Origin of the sequence: Fulvitalea axinellae, from assembly GCF_036492835.1 — a bacterium.
Lineage (GTDB): Bacteria > Bacteroidota > Bacteroidia > Cytophagales > Cyclobacteriaceae > Fulvitalea > Fulvitalea axinellae.
Window position 1 is genome coordinate 3,263,983 of record NZ_AP025314.1, and the last position, 17,018, is coordinate 3,281,000.

A 17,018-nucleotide genomic window follows, 5' to 3' on the forward strand; every position below is an offset into this window, starting at 1 on the left:
AAATCGGAAGAATTTATCCCATTAACGATAAACTTGAAAAAGCTATGTTGACAAAACAAGTCACAAGCCATCAGTTCATCACTCCGTCGCGCTACCCGCTTTTGGCAAAGGACATGCAGACTTGCCAAGCCATAGCCGATTTTGTCACTTCCCTTATTATGCAACATTCGCTTAAAGCGCTAAAGTCGCATATCACGGAGGACAACAAAGAGCAGTCGGCCGAAAAAGCGAATAAGCAAGTAAAGGAGCTGACCCGGCTGATTTCCAATTTGGAAAACAATATCGTGAACGAAACGGACCCTCAAGAAATCGACGATCTGGAAGTCAAGCTCGATATGGCCAAGGCGCAACTCAGAGCCTTAAAGAAAAAGCTGACGAAGGGGGATTCCCTAAACGGTATCCAAGCCTGCTACGAAGACCTAAAACAGGCCAACAACGACAACTCCAGCGAAATTATGCGCGCGGCGTTTATCGATTACCTTAACGATTATGTTGTTCCCGGCAACTTGGGCGAAGGCACGGTGACGTTCGAAGGTATCGAATACGTGGCCGAGGCCGTAACCGACTAAATTTCACATCCATCAATTAAAAGTCCGTCGTTATCGGCGGGCTTTTTTTTGACCTTTCCGCAAACATCTTCCTTTCCCTAGCCTTTTACTTATCGAATCACAAAGGCTTTTTTCTCCCTATGGGCTTAAAACTGTTTCGGCAATTCAGTTTGCGTGAGCGGCAAATCATAGAATGGATGCTCTCAGAAGACCGGAGCCTCCGGACCATCGCCCGCTTGCTTCAGCGTTCCCCTTCCAGTGTCAGCCGTGAAATCCGGCGCAACACTGCAGGACAACTATACAGGGCCTCTTATGCCCAGTCAATAGCCACGGCCCGTAAAAGGATTATGTCGCTGGGCGGTAGACACAAATTCCCGAAGTTCCGGTTTCGTCTTTTTCCCTACCGGCACACCCTAAGCCACGCGCTTATTTGCTGGTGTTCGGACCTGGAAGATTATATCAGAATCAACCAGAATGCACCAAAATATCTATGCGGAACATTCTTTAGGCACCCGTCCCTCTATCCCATTTTCAAAAAGCCATATCATTACAGCGGACTCATCACCCTAGGCAAGCTTCTATTGGCTCACAGGCAACGTAAGCGAAAACCCGACAGAAACGGGCAACCTCTTATGAGAGTTAGCTACCGCAATCCTGAGGCAAGACCTGATAAAGCATCCTTCCATGTAATGGCAAGGGAGGTCGCTTAATGTCAATTTTTTAATAACAGCCCTATCGCTTATTCAATAGTCCAGCATCTTCGCTTGTTTCCTTTATTTTTTTGGCTAAAAACCAACAAGAAAGCCTTATCATCTTAAATTCCTGATATTTGAAGCCCCCTTTTTTTGATCCACCAGTTCTCTTCCTCCAAAATCCGGATATGTTGCGGTTGCTCACGTACCGAAGGATCATAGCTCCTATAGGCTCGGCGACAAACACTTTACCTTGACGGCAAATCCTTAGACAGGTGATAAAACAGCGAAATCATTACATCCGCCAAACACCCTCAGCCCTAAACCGTTCTAAGACCTACGCTATTACCCCGATTTGGCCTATAATTTGCGCAATTGGATATTCACACCCTTTACTCTGTACTCTTTACCATTTACTCTCCATAAAAGCCCAATGTATGGAAGAAGAATTCGAAGACGACGAAAACAAAGGCAAAAGCTACAGTATAGATCTGGACAAACTGTTGCCTCCCGACAAATACCACCTGATCGCGGAGAACATCGAGGAATGCCAGCAGTTCGCCGACGATATGGCCAAAAACCTTAAAGAAGCCGAGGGTAAAGATATGCGCACCGTCCATTTGGAGCACGAGCTGGACTTGATTGAAGCCAGAATTCACCGTGAGCTGGAATCCATGCGCGGTGGCGTGAACGAAGTCCGTGACCTTCTGGGCAACCAAAACGACGAAAAGAAGGACCAAGAACCCAGCTCTATATGGGAAGACGAGCACTATATGGAACTCTACGACGAGTTGGAAAAGGTTTATACCCAAGAAGTCCTCGACCAATTCAAAAACGAAAAGGAAGAGGGATTCTTTATATTCCGCCGCCATATATGCTGGAAAACCCATTTGGTCAGCATCAAGGCGCAAAGGGCCGTCACTGTCCGGTATCTTGAGGAACATGTGGTTCCCGGCAATATCGGCGAGGGTGTGGTTACCTTTGAGGGGCAGACTTATATTGCTGGAAAACCGGACTGATCCAAATGTTTCCATCTGGGGTGTGTCCATCCGCATGTTCCCGGGACGATGTCCCGGGCTAACCAATGTAAGGCTTTCAGCCTATTGAATATCGTATATTATCGATGGCTCAATCTATTTCTAGGCAATATATCCACCTTGTGTTTTCTACCTGGAAACGGGCAGAAATGATTGATCCCTTGTGGGAACGGGAATTACATAACTATATGGGCGCAATTTTGCACGAGTATCAGTCGCACGCAATCGCCATAAACTCAGTCCCTGATCACATTCATATTCTTTTTTTGCTCTCAAAAAACCATGCCTTGGCCAGCGTCGTCCAGAAACTGAAACAAAACAGTTCTATATGGATTGGCAAATCCAAAGGATTGCACGGATTCAAATGGCAAAAAGGTTACGGAGCATTTTCAGTAAGCCAATCAAAGCTGGAAACCGTAAAAAGGTACATCCACCGCCAAAAAGAACATCACAACAAAGTGTCGCTAGAAGCAGAAATAAGCAAGTTATGCCTAGCCTACCAAGCCCCGAATTTTAACCCGGACTATTATTGGCGAGACGATCAACCCAAACTAGGCTGAAAGCCTTGCATTCATCAGCCCGGGACGATATCCCGGGAACATGCAAATGGACCGCCCTTGACGGGAACACGCAGACGGACAAACACAGACTACAACCTCCCGTCAACAGCCCTCTTAGGCAAAATATTCTTCACATCATAAATCACCCCTTCAGGCGAACAAAGATCACGGATATCCATATCAAGGAATTCCTTATGCGCTACGGCCAAAACCACAGCGTCGTACTTTTCACCGTTAAGCTCCGGCAACAAATCAAGACCGTACTCATACCTCACCTCGTCAGCCTCGGCCCATGGATCATACACCGACACATCAGCGCCATAATCCTTCAACTCGTTGATCACGTCTATGGCCTTGGTATTACGGATATCAGGACAATTTTCCTTAAACGTAATCCCGAGTGTCAATACCTTGGCCCCTTTGACCGCAGTACCTTTATCAATCATCAACTTTACAGTCTGGCTGGCCACATAAGCCCCCATACCGTCGTTGAGACGACGTCCCGCCAAAATAATTTCAGGATGATAACCTGTCTCCTGCGCCTTTTGGGCCAGATAGTACGGATCAACTCCTATACAGTGTCCGCCTACCAACCCGGGACGGAAAGGCAAGAAATTCCACTTCGTTCCCGCCGCTTCCAAAACATCCGCCGTATCGATATCCATACGGTTAAAGATCTTGGCCAGTTCGTTGACAAAAGCGATATTAATATCCCGTTGCGAGTTCTCGATCACTTTCGAGGCCTCCGCCACTTTAATATTCGGAGCCAAGTGTGTACCCGCTACTATCACGCTCCGGTAGATCTCATCAACCACTTTCCCTATCTCGGGCGTCGATCCCGCCGTTACTTTTTTGATCTTAGTTACGGTATGCTCTTTATCACCCGGATTGATTCGCTCAGGAGAATATCCGCAATAGAAACCCTCGTTGTATTTCATTCCCGAGAATCTTTCCAGTACCGGAACACATTCATCCTCCGTCACACCCGGATATACCGTAGACTCATAAATTACGATATCCCCTTCCCTCAATACCTTGCCCACCGTTTCGCTAGCTTTGTACAAAGGAGTCAGATCAGGGCGGTTATTTCTGTCCACCGGCGTCGGAACCGTAATTATATAGACATTGGCTTCCGCCAGCATTGCCGTATCGGCAGTAAAGGCTATCCCGAAATCGTTGTCTGACTCATCATCAGCCTGCGGAATATTTCCGCCCACGGCTTCCATAGCGAGTCCATCAGCCCCTTCAAGCTCCAACGCCTTTACAGCGTCAAAAGCTACACTGAAATTTTCACCGGACTCTTTGATTACTTGTCGCAGGTACTCGTCCGACACTTCCAAAGTATGGTCGTGCCCGTCGTTTAGCTCCCGCACACGGGTTTCGTTGATATCAAAACCTATAGTCGGGTATTTTCTTCCGAACTCTACCGCAAGTGGCAGACCGACATAACCCAAACCGATTACGGCAATTTTATGCTTACTCATTTTCTTTGTACAAAAAATATCTGAGGAATATGTTAGTCTTTTGTTGTCCCCACAGCCTTAGCCAAATACCAATCCACCGTCTTCACTATCCCAGTCTCAAAGTTCTCGTCAGCCTTCCAGCCCAGTTCAGTCTCTATTTTGGTGGCGTCGATTGCGTAACGGCGATCATGTCCGGGACGGTCAGTTACGAAACGGATCAACGATTCGTGCTTTTGGCCGTCAGGCATCGGACGTTTTTCGTCCAGAATCTCGCAGATGGTCCGTACGATATAGATATTCTCCCGCTCGTTACGTCCCCCTATATTGTATGTCTCGCCGGAACGGCCGGTATGGTAAGCCAAATCAATCCCTTTGCAATGGTCCAACACATAGAGCCAATCACGCACGTTTTTTCCGTCGCCGTATACGGGAATTTGTTCGCCGGCCAAGCATTTACGGATAATCGTCGGGATCAGTTTTTCGTCGTGTTGTTTCGGTCCGTAGTTGTTTGAGCAGTTTGACGTCACCACATCCATTCCGTAGGTATGATGATAGGCCCTTACGAGCATATCGCTCGAAGCTTTGGAAGCGCTGTACGGACTGTTTGGGGCGTAAGGAGTCGTTTCGGTAAACAGCCCCTCTTTTCCCAACGTCCCATATACCTCATCAGTGGATACATGATGAAAACGGCAAGACTCATAACCTTCCTTATAGCGGAACGGCCCGTTCATCCAATGGCTTCGGGCCACGTCAAGAAGCGTGAAAGTACCGTTGACATTAGTCCTGACAAACGCTTCAGGACCGCTGATGGAGTTATCGACATGCGATTCGGCAGCGAAGTGTATCACTCCCCTGATATCGAATCTTTCGAAAATCGTTTCCACAACGCCCCTATCGGCTATATCACCCTGAATAAACTCGTAACGGGCCTCGCCTTCAATCTCTTTTAAGTTCGCCAAGTCGCCCGCGTAAGTCAGCAGGTCGAGGTTGACAATTTTATACTCGGAATATTTCTCCAAAAAGTAGGGAACGAAATTCGCTCCTATAAATCCGGCACCGCCGGTAATCAGAATGCTTTTCATAAGTAGTACAAGGTAAATAGTAAAGCGTAAAGAGACTGCTCGAGGACAATCTAAAACCACAAAACCAACAGGTTAACCCTTCAGATATTCATCTCTCGAAACATAAACTATTTTGCTGGATGTACTTATAATCCGATATTATCCTTTGGTCTCTACTGTAGCGGGCAGAATCCCCATCAGGTATTTACCGTAACCGCTTTTGAGCAACGGCCTGGCTATTTCCGCCAGTTCTTCAGCGGAAATAAAGCCCATACGGTAAGCAACTTCCTCTATACAACCAATTTTAAGTCCCTGACGCTCCTCGATTACTTGCACAAACTGGCCGGCTTGCGCCAACGAGTTAAACGTTCCGGTATCCAACCAAGCCGTACCGCGGTTCATCATACCTACGCTCAATTTACCTTTCTCAAGGTACACTTTATTAACGTCGGTAATTTCCAACTCGCCACGCTCGCTTGGCTTTATGGCTTTGGCTATCGACACCACCTCATTATCATAAAAGTATATTCCGGGAACAGCGTAATTGGATTTTGGCTTCTCAGGTTTTTCCTCCAAAGAAACCGCTCTCATCTCAGAGTCAAACTCGACTACGCCATATCGCTCCGGATCCTGAACATGATAGGCAAACACAATTCCACCGTCCGGGTCACTAGACTCTTTCAACGTCTTGGAAAGCCCGGCGCCGTAGAAAATATTGTCTCCCAAAACAAGGGCGACCTTATCGTCACCGATAAACTCCTCACCGATCAAAAAGGCCTGCGCCAATCCTTCGGGCTTTTCCTGAACAGCGTACTCAAACTTACACCCCAAGTTCTCTCCGTCGCCCAAAAGTTGGCGAAACAAGGGCAAATCCCTAGGTGTGGAGATGATCAAAACCTCTTTGACACCAGCCATCATTAGGCAGGACAAAGGATAATATATCATCGGTTTGTCGTACACCGGCATAAGCTGTTTACTCACCGCCAGAGTCAGCGGATGAAGTCTTGTGCCGGATCCGCCGGCCAGAATAATTCCTTTCATATTACTTTTAGACGGGTATACTCAATTAGTACAAAGTAAATAGTAAATAGTAAAGTGTAACGAGACTACTTGGGAACAACTTAAAGAAACTGCCGCTCAGTCGATTGATCTTTTCAACTTCAGAAATCAACATTTTAAAACAAAACCGATACCTGCAGAATGGTTATAATTAGTCTACGGAAGCCGTCTCGGAAACCACCTTAAGGTTCTCCACCGGGATATCAACCACCACTGCCTGCCCCAAGGTCTCTAAGCGTACCATTACACGGCGCGCGCCTTGGTGGTCCATCACTTCCCCTTCACAATCCGCAAAAGGGCCGAACTCTATCATCACCCTTTCGCCCGGTTTTATATCCGAGGCATCGAGCACTTCTATCACTTTCTCGTCGCCGGCCATCCGTCGGATAAACTCCATCTGCGAATCCGGCAATATGGCGGGACGATTCTCATGGTAAACAAACCATGAAACCCCTTTATCCTGAAGAGCAGCCAGGTATTCCCTATCGTCATTCAGGTGGATAAAGACATACGAATTAAACAGTGGCACTTCCACCATTTTCTTTCTGTCGCTCCACTGCCGTAATTCTTTTTTTGTAGGGAAGAATACGTCAAACCCTTCCCGGGCCAATCTCTCGGCTACTTTTTTTTCGGAACGGGACTTTGTATACAGTACGTACCAAGCTTTTCTAAAACTCATTTCCGGAACTGTTTAGGTCTTTGCGTTTATACTGAATCTAAAGGACATATCCCTAACGCAAAAACTTGTAATCTCTTTTTTTAGCTCAAGAAAAAATCTTTCGCTCACAACGATATGAAAACATCGTCATTTTACCGAAAAAACACGGACAAAATCTAGCCTGACCTATACAGCTTCGCCCTTTCAGTCCCAATTATTGAAACTTAAACGCCGGCAGAATTATCTAGGCACAGCTTCGCCCTTTCAGTCCCATTCAAGGGACTTCCGTAAAAGAAAAACCTCCGAAAACCGGCCCAAACGGGCTAGATTCGAAAAAAACAACTGACAAACGGAGACTACCACTGTCAGAAATTTTAACGGTGGCAAATATAATAAAAGGCCCTCCTAATATAAAAATCCCAGAAGTTTTTTTAATTAAAATAATATCTCGTTAATCATTTGGGATTATTACAAAAATTCCATGTTGCTATGAATCAGAATTCATTTATTCTATTTTCAGAGCACTTCACTCGTTTTCATTACATCAACCCACAATTATGAATACATTTTTTATGTGGACAACACGAACATAAACACAATACAATACCGCTAATCAATATGGACATTTTACCTGCGCAACATCCCAACAACAACACTTCGCATAACGGAAAAAATCATCGCAAAAGACATCCGTCATCACAAAATAGAGCTAAATATTTCCATCATATTTTAAAATCAGCAGTGTCATATAAATGAACATAAAAACTCACCCCAAATACGCACCCCGAAAAAATACATTATTAAAAATCACCCCTAAACAAACAGGACTTACATTTCACCACCAAAACACATGCTAATCAAAAAAGCTCGTACCCTTAACTCGATCGCAAACCGAAACCAAGAGAAACGACCTGCCAGACAACATTGAATTCATAAAAAAATATACACTCATTTTCTATAAGCAAAAAAATCAGGGGTTCACTAATGCACAACCCCTGCACATGACTCTTCTAAATCAATATTTTTCTTTATTCCACTCTGAATCGCCTCACTAAAACACTACCGTCAAAGATTAGCGTCACCACATAAACACCCGAAGCCAACCCCTCACATGATAATTCCCGTCGTCCAACTCCATTAAAAACCCTACAAACCCTACCATTCAGACTCAAAACCCTTAGTTCGGAGCCTAAACCAAAATTGACAAACATTTTTGCGCCCAAAATCCGAAGCCTCTCTTCGTCTGAATTTTCCAATTGCAAAACTTGCCTCTCCACTACCCTAACCTCCCACACTTTTTCATCTCCATTCTCGGCCACGACTTTAATCTTCAAAACACCATTTTCAGGATAACCCAAAACTTCAAAGCTTGCCTTATCCGAAACCTCAACATCCAATTCATCAATGTTGAAAACCCCTTCCGTTATTTCCAGAACAAAGACGCTCTCGCTTGGATTGAAATCGACCGGCTCACCTCTCCAACTCAACGAAAGTATTTCCTTCGCATCCGAAAACGGAGGCAAAACCGTCACAAGTCCCCCAACAAAAGTAATTTCGTAATTAGATGAGGTCAAGCCTTGAGGCATTACCCTATCACCCACAAGATCAAACACCAATTCACCTTTCAAATCTTCCGGACCGTCAGCATAAACAAACCCTGAATATTCAACCTCAAAATCCAATTCGTCTTCACCGTACCGGATCGTCGCATCCAGAGCTTTGACTTCAAGAGGTGCTTTCTTTACCAGAAAAGAGACTTCAACAGGCTCGGCAGGTTTATATCGCCCAGACCCCGACTGAGAAGTTCTTAATTTTGCTTCTCCAGCCCCTACTATCAGAACCCCACCTTCATTATTTACAGTCACGATTCCCGGAGTTAAACTCTCAAACTCAGGCAACATACCCGAACTGGATGATGCGTCCAGCACAAAATATGCGTCTCCATACACTTTATCTGAGGGCTGATTTACCGCAAGCGTTTGCTCTCCTGGCAGTATAGTTAACCTCCCATACTCGTATAAAATATTATAATTCACTGAAGAATAACCGGACACCGTAACCTCCCCCTCATTTATTTCAAACACAGGCTCTCCAAAAAGCGAATCTTCAGTATCTCCGTTCACAAAACCCGAAAACGTCAACTCCGGCACATACTCTTCCCCAAATTCAATCTCCGCATCAACCACTCCGACAACCAAATCCGCCCTTTGAATATCCAACTCCATATCCACGGAAACCGCCTCATATACACCATCACCTTCCTGACTCAAGGTTACTGTCACATTTCCAGCATTTTTGATATTCAAATAGCCATCTTCCACACCACAAACCCCCTCATCACTTATCGATATTTTGACAGGAAGTCCCGAAGTTGCGCTGACAGCAAAAGCCTGCGGAGGCATTCCGTAACGCAATTCCTTCAAATAAGGTAAAACTATTTTCTGAACTCTCTTCTTTGTCTGAGCCATCACCCTTATTTCCATCTCACGCCCATTAAGCTTATGAGAAACAAAACTCTCCACCTGATTTTCATTATATACAGAAGCTTCAAATCGAATAAAAATCCGAATTGAGGACTCACCTGACACAGGGATATTTAACGAATTCGAAAATGGCCCTTCAGGTGACAATGACAAACCAAAACCCTCCGGCGCAACAATCTTCACTTCGCCCGACCCTATTGAATATCGCACCTCATAAGACTCCAGAACCGACACGTTCCCGACCAAGACTTCTCCAAAATCAATATCGGTCTTTGACAGCGCAAAAGACTCGCTTGCCGTTCTGAACGGAAACTCGATGACAGTTTCAGCACCAGACCAAACCAAACACAAAGTATAGTTCTCATCTGCCTCCAACTCCTCTAGAGTTAGTACGGACTCGGATATAGTCACTTCACATTCTTTACCCTCCGCCAAAATTCCCCCCAAGCTTGGAATTTCACCACCTCCCTTCACCAATACATATCGAAGCTCAGTTTTTGCATTACCTTTCAAGTAAATCTCAACTTTTTCCCAAGCCACCGTTTTTAGTTTCGGGTAACCTTCCTCTAACTTAAAGGCAGGGCCCACGCCTTCAAATTCATGCAAACCGGGCACACTCCAATCATTCTTACCCAAAACTTCCCATTCCGATTCGTCAGGCAACGCCCAGAGTTTCACTCCGTTCAAAACAGTTTTTTGACGAACCAATGTTTTATCTTTCAACACATTGCCCATCCCTTCTTTTCCCAACAAATCTACTGGCAGAAAACTCTCGCCGTCTTTACGGAACAACCCTATCCGATCATCCCCATTGAAGCTGAAGCCCACTAACGTATCCGCCAAAAATTTCAGCGATGGAGAAGTTCTGCTATCCTTATTCACCAACAAGAGAGTCTCGCCATGAGCCAGTTCACCCGAAAGCGCCACTTTCCTTTTGTCCGATTCAAAATCAATCGGTTTATCCCCATCCGACCAGAAGATGTATAAACCATCAAGATTCACACCCCCTCCTGTTCCGTTAAAAAGTTCAAGAAACTTATCGTAGCCACTGCCTTCCAACATTTTCGAAATAAAAATGGATTCGGCTCCTTTCGGTGATTTCCCGTAATCGTCATCCAACAACACCAACGTCACTTTACTCCTTGACCCCTTTTCCAATTGTTGTCCATCGACGTTTAGGCCTAAGGATAAAATTTCCCTTTTCCTTTCCCGCTCATTATCATCTACGACTTTCAAAAGCACTTCAGCCTCCGTTCGCCCCGGAGCAAAACTCACCTCAGTTCGAGACAATTCAAAATCCGAGGCTTCGGCCCACGAAGGCGCTTCCCAGACTAACTCGGTCGAAACCTCATAATCCAATACTTCTGAGAGTTCTATTTTTAGCCTGATTTCGGAATTGCCAGACTCGCCCGCTATTAAAGTATCTGCCGACAGACTCACGACAGGCAAGACAGTCGAACCTTCTTTAATTGACACATAATAAACTATAAAACGTTTTCCGGCTTCCGCACTTTTAAACTTGACATTCCGCACGTCTTCCTCACGGTCAAACACCAACGAAACCCTATGTGGCGAAGCTTCTTTGGACCAAACTCGTTCCAAAACCACTTTTTGCTGTTGACTTCCATACTCGGCAATCAACTCAACCTCCTCCTCATTCCAACCCAAAGCTTCAAATGACAACACAAATTGATCGGCCAATTCCAAATCCGGCGATACCAACTCGCCCGCCTGACTCGAAGAGCCTACCGCCACGCCTCCTTTGTCTTTGTAGCGGTACGTTTTTATGCCCGTCCACTCGGTTTTCAAACGTTCTTCGGAAAATTCATAGGATTGAGCCTTCGCAGTTATAGAAAAAAGGCCAACAAGAAAAATCAAGAGTAACTGTCTCATCATTGGATTCGGTTTTTTGGTATTGAAACAGACAAAAACCGGGACAAGAAAATCAGATGTTATTACGGATTTGCGAGAAAAAGCACGGCAATAAACCAGCGGACAACACGAAAGGGTAACGAAGGGTTAAAATTATCTTTCTAGGATTGCCGGACACAAAACGGATATTGGGGATATGACAGAATAGAAAACCCATTTTCACCCAAACAGCAGAACCATAGAACAAGAAAGCTATGCAAACATCCGCCCTACATTTCGAACAGCGCGTTTCCGGAAGCGACGTGCGATCAGCATTGACTCTTCACCCGGAATTGCACACCACCCTAACCACACTTATCGGAGAAATGCTTCGGGAAAAGAGAGAAATCTTACCTGAGGCTTTAAAAAATCTGGGGCTCAAAGAGGCCGACATCAATCTTGCCTTATTATCGAGAAACCCAAGGGAGGAACTTGTCGCTTTAAGTATCAAAAACTCGACACTACAACACATCATCACCGATACGGAAGAACGCTGTATCTTTTCATAAACAGAGAGACAAAATTCTCAAAAAATATCGGGCAACAAAAAAGGCCCCAAACGGAGCCTTCTTCTTATAACTATCAAGCGCTTGTCTTAAGCGTTTTTCACTTTCTCAACTACGGCTTTGAACGCCTCAGGGTGGTTCATAGCCAAGTCAGCGAGAACTTTACGGTTCAATTCGATACCAGCTTTGCTAGCGGCGCCGATGAATGCCGAGTAAGACATACCATGCTGACGAACACCGGCGTTGATACGCTGGATCCACAACTTACGGAATTCTCTTTTCTTCTGCTTTCTGTCGCGGTAAGCGTAGCCGAGACCTTTCTCAACTGCGTTTTTCGCTACTGTCCAAACATTTTTTCTGCGGCCAAAGTAACCTTTAGCCAACTTGAGAACTCTTTTTCTTCTAGCCCTTGAGGCTACTGCGTTTACTGATCTAGGCATAATTGATAATTTTTTGACTTTTGGCGCCCGTCAGGGACTTTATTGGCCAAAAATCCGGTGAATTAATGAACCTTAAATTAGGTTTCGGTCACTTAAAGCGACCGTAAATGAAAGTAAGCGAAACTTACTTCAAACGGAGCATCAACTTAACGTTAGTCTCGTCGGCCTTGTCAACAAGTCCGGCTTGAGTAAGGTTACGCTTCTGCTTCGTTTCCTTTTTGGTCAAGATGTGGCTTTTGAAAGCGTGCTTTCTTTTGATTTTGCCCGAGCCGGTCAACTTGAACCTCTTTTTGGCTCCCGATTTGGTTTTTACCTTCGGCATAATTGTAAAATTTAAATGTAAGCGTGTATATATTGAACCATAACAGACAAACGCCCGAATCGCTTCGGACGTTTCCGTTACTTAATAGTTATTCTATGGCTATAGACGCTTATTTCGCCGCTTTTTTAGGCGAAAGCATGATGATCATACGCTTGCCTTCCAGCTTTGGCAACTGGTCAACTTTGGCGTGATCCTCAAGCGCCTGCGCAAATTTCAACAAGAGGATTTCCCCACGTTCCTTGAAAACGATAGTACGGCCCACAAAGTGTACGTAAGCTTTAACTTTACATCCGTCTTCCAAGAAATTTTTCGCATGCTTCAACTTGAAGTTGAAATCATGGTCGTCGGTGTTAGGTCCAAAACGAATCTCTTTCAAGACTGTTTTCTGGGCTTTGGCCTTAATCTCTTTCTGCTTTTTCTTTTGCTCGTACTTAAATTTCGAATACTCGACAATACGGCAAACAGGCGGGACGGCCTTAGCGGAAATCTCCACCAAATCTAGACCTTGATCATCGGCCAAGCGGAGCGCCTCCCTCAACGGGTACACACCTTGCTCAATACCTTCCCCGACAACACGAACCTCCCTGGCGGTGATTCGCCCGTTCACGCGGTAAGGTTCTTCCACCCTTACCCGACCACGGAATCTGGGTTTTCTTCTTTGTTTAGCGATCTTTACCTCCTTATTTATAAAATTGAGACTGCAAATATGATTATTTTTTCCCAAAGAGAAAAACCGGCAATCCAAATTAAACCGCTTTCCCTTTCGGAATTACCGGACAAGAACCCATCCGGTTATATTTAAGCTGAAAAAACCGTCCCGACATATTCGGAACGGTTGTTTAAACTCAATGTCCTAGACTCTTACGCTTTTCTTTTCTGAAGAATTCCACCGCTTCCTCAACAGTGAAGGTTCCCAAGTCGCCCTCGCCTTGTTTACGGATCGAAACCTTGCCGGCTTCGGCTTCCTTCTCCCCGGCGATCAGCATATAAGGAATACGCTTAACTTCGGCGTCACGGATCTTTCTTCCGATCTTCTCGTCTCGGTGATCCACGTAACCGGTCACATCGTTATCCTCAAACTCAGCGTACACTTTCTCGGCGTATTCGGCGAATTTTTCGGAAATCGGCAATACGGCGATCTGCTCCGGAGCCAACCACAATGGGAACTTGCCTGCGCAGTGCTCGATCAAAACGGCCGTAAAACGCTCCAACGAGCCAAACGGCGCACGGTGAATCATCACCGGACGATGCTTCTGGTTGTCGGCTCCGATATATTCGAGAGCGAAACGCTGCGGCAACTGGTAATCCACCTGGATTGTACCCAACTGCCAGCTACGGCCCAGAGCATCTTTTACCATAAAGTCAAGCTTCGGTCCGTAGAAAGCGGCTTCGCCAAGTTCGGTTACTGTGTTCAGGCCTTTCTCTGCAGCCGCTTCCACAATAGCGGCCTCGGCCAATTGCCATTGCTCGTCCTCACCGATGTATTTTTCGGCTTTTTCAGGATCGCGAAGCGAAATCTGAGCGGTGTAGTCCTCAAAGCCCAAGGCCTTGAACACGTACAACACCAAGTCGATAACTTTGATAAATTCGGCCTTTACTTGGTCCGGACGGCAGAAAATATGGGCGTCGTCCTGAGTAAAGCCACGAACCCTTGTCAATCCGTGAAGCTCACCGCTCTGCTCGTAACGATATACCGTTCCGAATTCCGCAAGGCGCAAAGGAAGCTCCTTGTACGAACGCGGACGGGCACGGTAGATCTCGCAGTGATGCGGGCAGTTCATCGGCTTGAGCAAAAACTCCTCGCCTTCGCTAGGGGTTTTGATCGGCTGGAACGAGTCCTCGCCGTATTTCTCATAGTGACCCGAAGTCACGTAAAGCTCTTTGTTTCCGATATGCGGTGTCACTACCGACTGGTAACCGGCTTTTTGCTGGGCGCGCTTTAGGAAATCCGTCAAGCGGTCGCGCAACAATGTTCCTTTCGGCAACCACAACGGCAATCCCATTCCCACTTTTTCAGAGAATGTGAAAAGCTCAAGCTCTTTGCCCAGCTTACGGTGATCGCGCTTCTTGGCCTCTTCCAACTGGTGGAGATATTCCTTCAGCTCTTTGGCTTTAGGGAAAGACACACCGTAGATACGCGTAAGTTGCTTACGGCTTTCATCTCCGCGCCAGTATGCGCCGGCAACGTTAAGCAACTTGATGGCTTTGATAAAACCGGTGTGCGGAATGTGCGGTCCACGGCACAAGTCAACGAATTGGCCTTGGGTGTAGAACGTAATGCTTCCGTCTTCCAAGCCTTCGATCAGCTCAAGCTTGTACTCGTCGCCTTTTTCCGTGAAATACTTCTCGGCTTCGGATTTGCTGATATCCGAACGGGTGTAGACGTTTTTCTGCCTGGCCAATTCAGCCATTTTCTTTTCGACTTTCTCCAAGTCGTCGGCGCTGAAATCATGATCGCCGAAATCTACGTCATAGTAGAATCCCGTGTCGATAGCGGGTCCGATACCGAGCTTTACGCCAGGATAAAGGGCTTCGAGCGCTTCGGCCATAAGGTGGGCCGAAGAGTGCCAAAAGGCATTTTTTCCCTCAGGATCATTCCATGTCAGCAACTGTACGCTTACGTCTTTGTCGATAGGTCTGGCACTGTCCCAAACTTCTCCGTCAACTTTGGCCGCCAACACGTTTCTGGCCAATCCCTCGCTAATACTTAAAGCGATTTGGGCCGCGCTTGTCCCCTTGGGGTACTCCCGGACGCTACCGTCGGGCAACGTCACTTTGATGTTCTCTTCAATCATTTAATTATAGGTTTATCAATACTACAAACTATTGATAGTGTATTCCTTTCCAGTTTTTTATGACAGCGCCGTCAGGTTTTACCCTTTACTCTGTCGTTTTGCTTTGTTGGGCCGCTTTTCTTTTTTGCCAATACTCGATCTTTTCAATCAGCAAAGGAAGTTCCCTTTTTGCTTCTGCGTTAGCGGAGTCGATCTTCAGGATCGTGGTATACTCCCGAAAAGAGGCGTTATACCAATACTTCTTCCTGTAAGCCTCCGCCACCAGCAACCGGGCTTGCAGATCCAAGCTATCCAAATCGATAGCACGGGCGGCATAAAACAAAGCCGAATCATATACGGCCTTTTCAATTTCGGTCCGGGCCAAACCTTTCAGAGCGAACGCGTTCAACGTATCGGCCAAATAAGCGCTCCTGTATACAGCCTTGGCGCTATCGGGCTGATTGGCCGACAACCACGCATCGGCCAAATGTCTTCGGTACAGGTTTTCACCTAATAACGATTCGGCCTTTTTGCTCAAGTTTGCGGCAAGCTCTCCTTTTCCCGTCTCCAACAATAATGCGTAGAGGCTTTCGAAAACAGGAGCTGTGGGCTTTAGTCCGAAACTTTTCCGGAATCCCATTTCGGCTGCGAGAGTATCGCCTTGGCCCAGCAACAGACGGGCTTTCAACGCCTCTGTTCTGAATGGAGCCACATTAGCGCCAGCCATTCGGTCGAGATAGGCTTCAGCTCCAGCGCGGTCACCGTCGGCCAAAGCGAATTCCGCCTTGAGTTGCCAAAACTCGGGAGCGTTGGTTCCGAGCTTACCGGCTTGTTCCAGCGCATTTCTCGAAAGCGCAGTGTCAGACTCCATCGACACTCTGGCCAATGACAGCCATGATTCCGTGTCAGAGTTATCCAATTCCACCGCTTTCTCGAATGCCTTAATAGCTTTCGCCGTATCAATTCTTTCCAGTATTCTCCCTTTGCGAAACCATGCCAAAGCGTTATCGGGATCGTCTTTCAGGGATTTCTCAAGATAAACGAGACTCGAAGCTTCCAGTTCGGAAAAATCGGGCAAGGGCCTCTGTGGCGCTTTACCGTCGTTTCCGCTTCCGCAACCGCTTATCCACGGAATGAGCGTAATGATCAAAAACAAAAGGACTGATTGTCCAAAAAGCCGTTTATAAGCAGTATACATGCAAATATTCTTTATACTTGCGCAAGCGCAACGGTTCTACCGCGGAGGATTTGAAGCCGAAACAGAACCAACAGCGAAATTAGTTAAAAATCGGATCGAAAATATAGGTATCATGAGAACATTGTCTAAACTCTTCAATATTTTTTTGCTAATCGTCATCGGATTCGTCGCCCTCAAAGTTCTTATTTATCTTCTCGGGCTTATTTTCGGTGCGATGGGCGCTATTTTCAAGATATTGCTTTACCTGGTCATGGGTGTAATAGTAGTGAGATTTGCGGCGAAAAAAGGGTGGATCAAAATCTAAAA

At 46.1% G+C, this 17,018-nt stretch carries 16 protein-coding genes; 6 read left to right on the top strand and 10 right to left on the bottom strand.

The genetic code is table 11. From position 1 onward, the window contains the following. The first annotated feature begins 44 nt into the window (after nt 1–44). The 4 genes from AABK39_RS12240 (at nt 45) to tnpA (ending at nt 2,837) form a co-directional block, all read left to right on the top strand. On the top strand, nt 45–569 hold the full coding sequence (locus tag AABK39_RS12240) for a hypothetical protein (protein ID WP_338391641.1): 525 nt from the start codon (nt 45–47) through the stop codon (nt 567–569). A 119-nt stretch (nt 570–688) separates the two neighbouring features. Beyond that, nucleotides 689–1,258 (top strand): helix-turn-helix domain-containing protein, encoded by a 570-nt coding sequence (locus AABK39_RS12245; RefSeq protein ID WP_338391642.1) that lies wholly within the window; start codon nt 689–691, stop codon nt 1,256–1,258. Nucleotides 1,259–1,677: 419 nt separating this feature from the next. Then, on the top strand, nt 1,678–2,259 hold the full coding sequence (locus tag AABK39_RS12250; protein WP_338391643.1) for a hypothetical protein: 582 nt from the start codon (nt 1,678–1,680) through the stop codon (nt 2,257–2,259). A gap of 104 nt (nt 2,260–2,363) precedes the next feature. Continuing rightward, the gene (gene tnpA / locus AABK39_RS12255; RefSeq protein ID WP_338391644.1) at nt 2,364–2,837 is read left to right on the top strand and encodes an IS200/IS605 family transposase; all 474 of its coding nucleotides are present in this window, start codon (nt 2,364–2,366) and stop codon (nt 2,835–2,837) included. Nucleotides 2,838–2,926: 89 nt separating this feature from the next. Here the strand turns inward: tnpA and AABK39_RS12260 are convergent, their stop codons facing one another. The 5 genes from AABK39_RS12260 to AABK39_RS12280 form a co-directional block, all read right to left on the bottom strand. Beyond that, nucleotides 2,927–4,321 carry a nucleotide sugar dehydrogenase gene (locus tag AABK39_RS12260; RefSeq protein WP_338391645.1) on the bottom strand — a complete coding sequence of 465 codons (1,395 nt, stop codon included), beginning with the start codon at nt 4,319–4,321 and terminating at the stop codon, nt 2,927–2,929. Between the two features lie 32 nt (nt 4,322–4,353). Continuing rightward, nucleotides 4,354–5,382 carry a dTDP-glucose 4,6-dehydratase gene (gene rfbB, locus AABK39_RS12265; protein ID WP_338391646.1) on the bottom strand — a complete coding sequence of 343 codons (1,029 nt, stop codon included), beginning with the start codon at nt 5,380–5,382 and terminating at the stop codon, nt 4,354–4,356. Between the two features lie 138 nt (nt 5,383–5,520). After that, on the bottom strand, nt 5,521–6,402 hold the full coding sequence (gene rfbA, locus AABK39_RS12270; protein ID WP_338391647.1) for a glucose-1-phosphate thymidylyltransferase RfbA: 882 nt from the start codon (nt 6,400–6,402) through the stop codon (nt 5,521–5,523). Nucleotides 6,403–6,571: 169 nt separating this feature from the next. Beyond that, the gene (locus tag AABK39_RS12275) at nt 6,572–7,099 is read right to left on the bottom strand and encodes a UpxY family transcription antiterminator (protein WP_338391648.1); all 528 of its coding nucleotides are present in this window, start codon (nt 7,097–7,099) and stop codon (nt 6,572–6,574) included. Nucleotides 7,100–8,106: 1,007 nt separating this feature from the next. Next, entirely contained in the window at nt 8,107–11,457 is a 3,351-nt protein-coding gene (locus tag AABK39_RS12280) for an MBG domain-containing protein (RefSeq protein ID WP_338391649.1), read from the bottom strand. A 230-nt stretch (nt 11,458–11,687) separates the two neighbouring features. Between AABK39_RS12280 and AABK39_RS12285 the strand changes: the two genes are divergently transcribed. Beyond that, entirely contained in the window at nt 11,688–11,981 is a 294-nt protein-coding gene (locus AABK39_RS12285; protein WP_338391650.1) for a hypothetical protein, read from the top strand. Nucleotides 11,982–12,067: 86 nt separating this feature from the next. Here AABK39_RS12285 and rplT read toward each other — a convergent pair whose 3' ends face one another. The 5 genes from rplT to AABK39_RS12310 form a co-directional block, all read right to left on the bottom strand. After that, nucleotides 12,068–12,418 (bottom strand): 50S ribosomal protein L20, encoded by a 351-nt coding sequence (rplT, locus tag AABK39_RS12290; protein ID WP_338391651.1) that lies wholly within the window; start codon nt 12,416–12,418, stop codon nt 12,068–12,070. 124 nt (nt 12,419–12,542) lie between these two features. Further along, complete coding sequence (gene rpmI, locus AABK39_RS12295; protein ID WP_338391652.1) at nt 12,543–12,740, bottom strand: 50S ribosomal protein L35; 198 nt, start codon at nt 12,738–12,740, stop codon at nt 12,543–12,545. A gap of 109 nt (nt 12,741–12,849) precedes the next feature. Next, the gene (gene infC, locus AABK39_RS12300) at nt 12,850–13,365 is read right to left on the bottom strand and encodes a translation initiation factor IF-3 (protein WP_421825136.1); all 516 of its coding nucleotides are present in this window, start codon (nt 13,363–13,365) and stop codon (nt 12,850–12,852) included. Nucleotides 13,366–13,585: 220 nt separating this feature from the next. Beyond that, nucleotides 13,586–15,535 carry a threonine--tRNA ligase gene (thrS, locus tag AABK39_RS12305; protein ID WP_338391654.1) on the bottom strand — a complete coding sequence of 650 codons (1,950 nt, stop codon included), beginning with the start codon at nt 15,533–15,535 and terminating at the stop codon, nt 13,586–13,588. A gap of 85 nt (nt 15,536–15,620) precedes the next feature. After that, nucleotides 15,621–16,670 (bottom strand): tetratricopeptide repeat protein, encoded by a 1,050-nt coding sequence (locus tag AABK39_RS12310; protein ID WP_338391655.1) that lies wholly within the window; start codon nt 16,668–16,670, stop codon nt 15,621–15,623. A 40-nt stretch (nt 16,671–16,710) separates the two neighbouring features. Between AABK39_RS12310 and AABK39_RS12315 the strand changes: the two genes are divergently transcribed. Continuing rightward, the gene (locus tag AABK39_RS12315; RefSeq protein WP_338391656.1) at nt 16,711–17,016 is read left to right on the top strand and encodes a hypothetical protein; all 306 of its coding nucleotides are present in this window, start codon (nt 16,711–16,713) and stop codon (nt 17,014–17,016) included. The last annotated feature ends 2 nt before the right edge of the window (nt 17,017–17,018 follow it).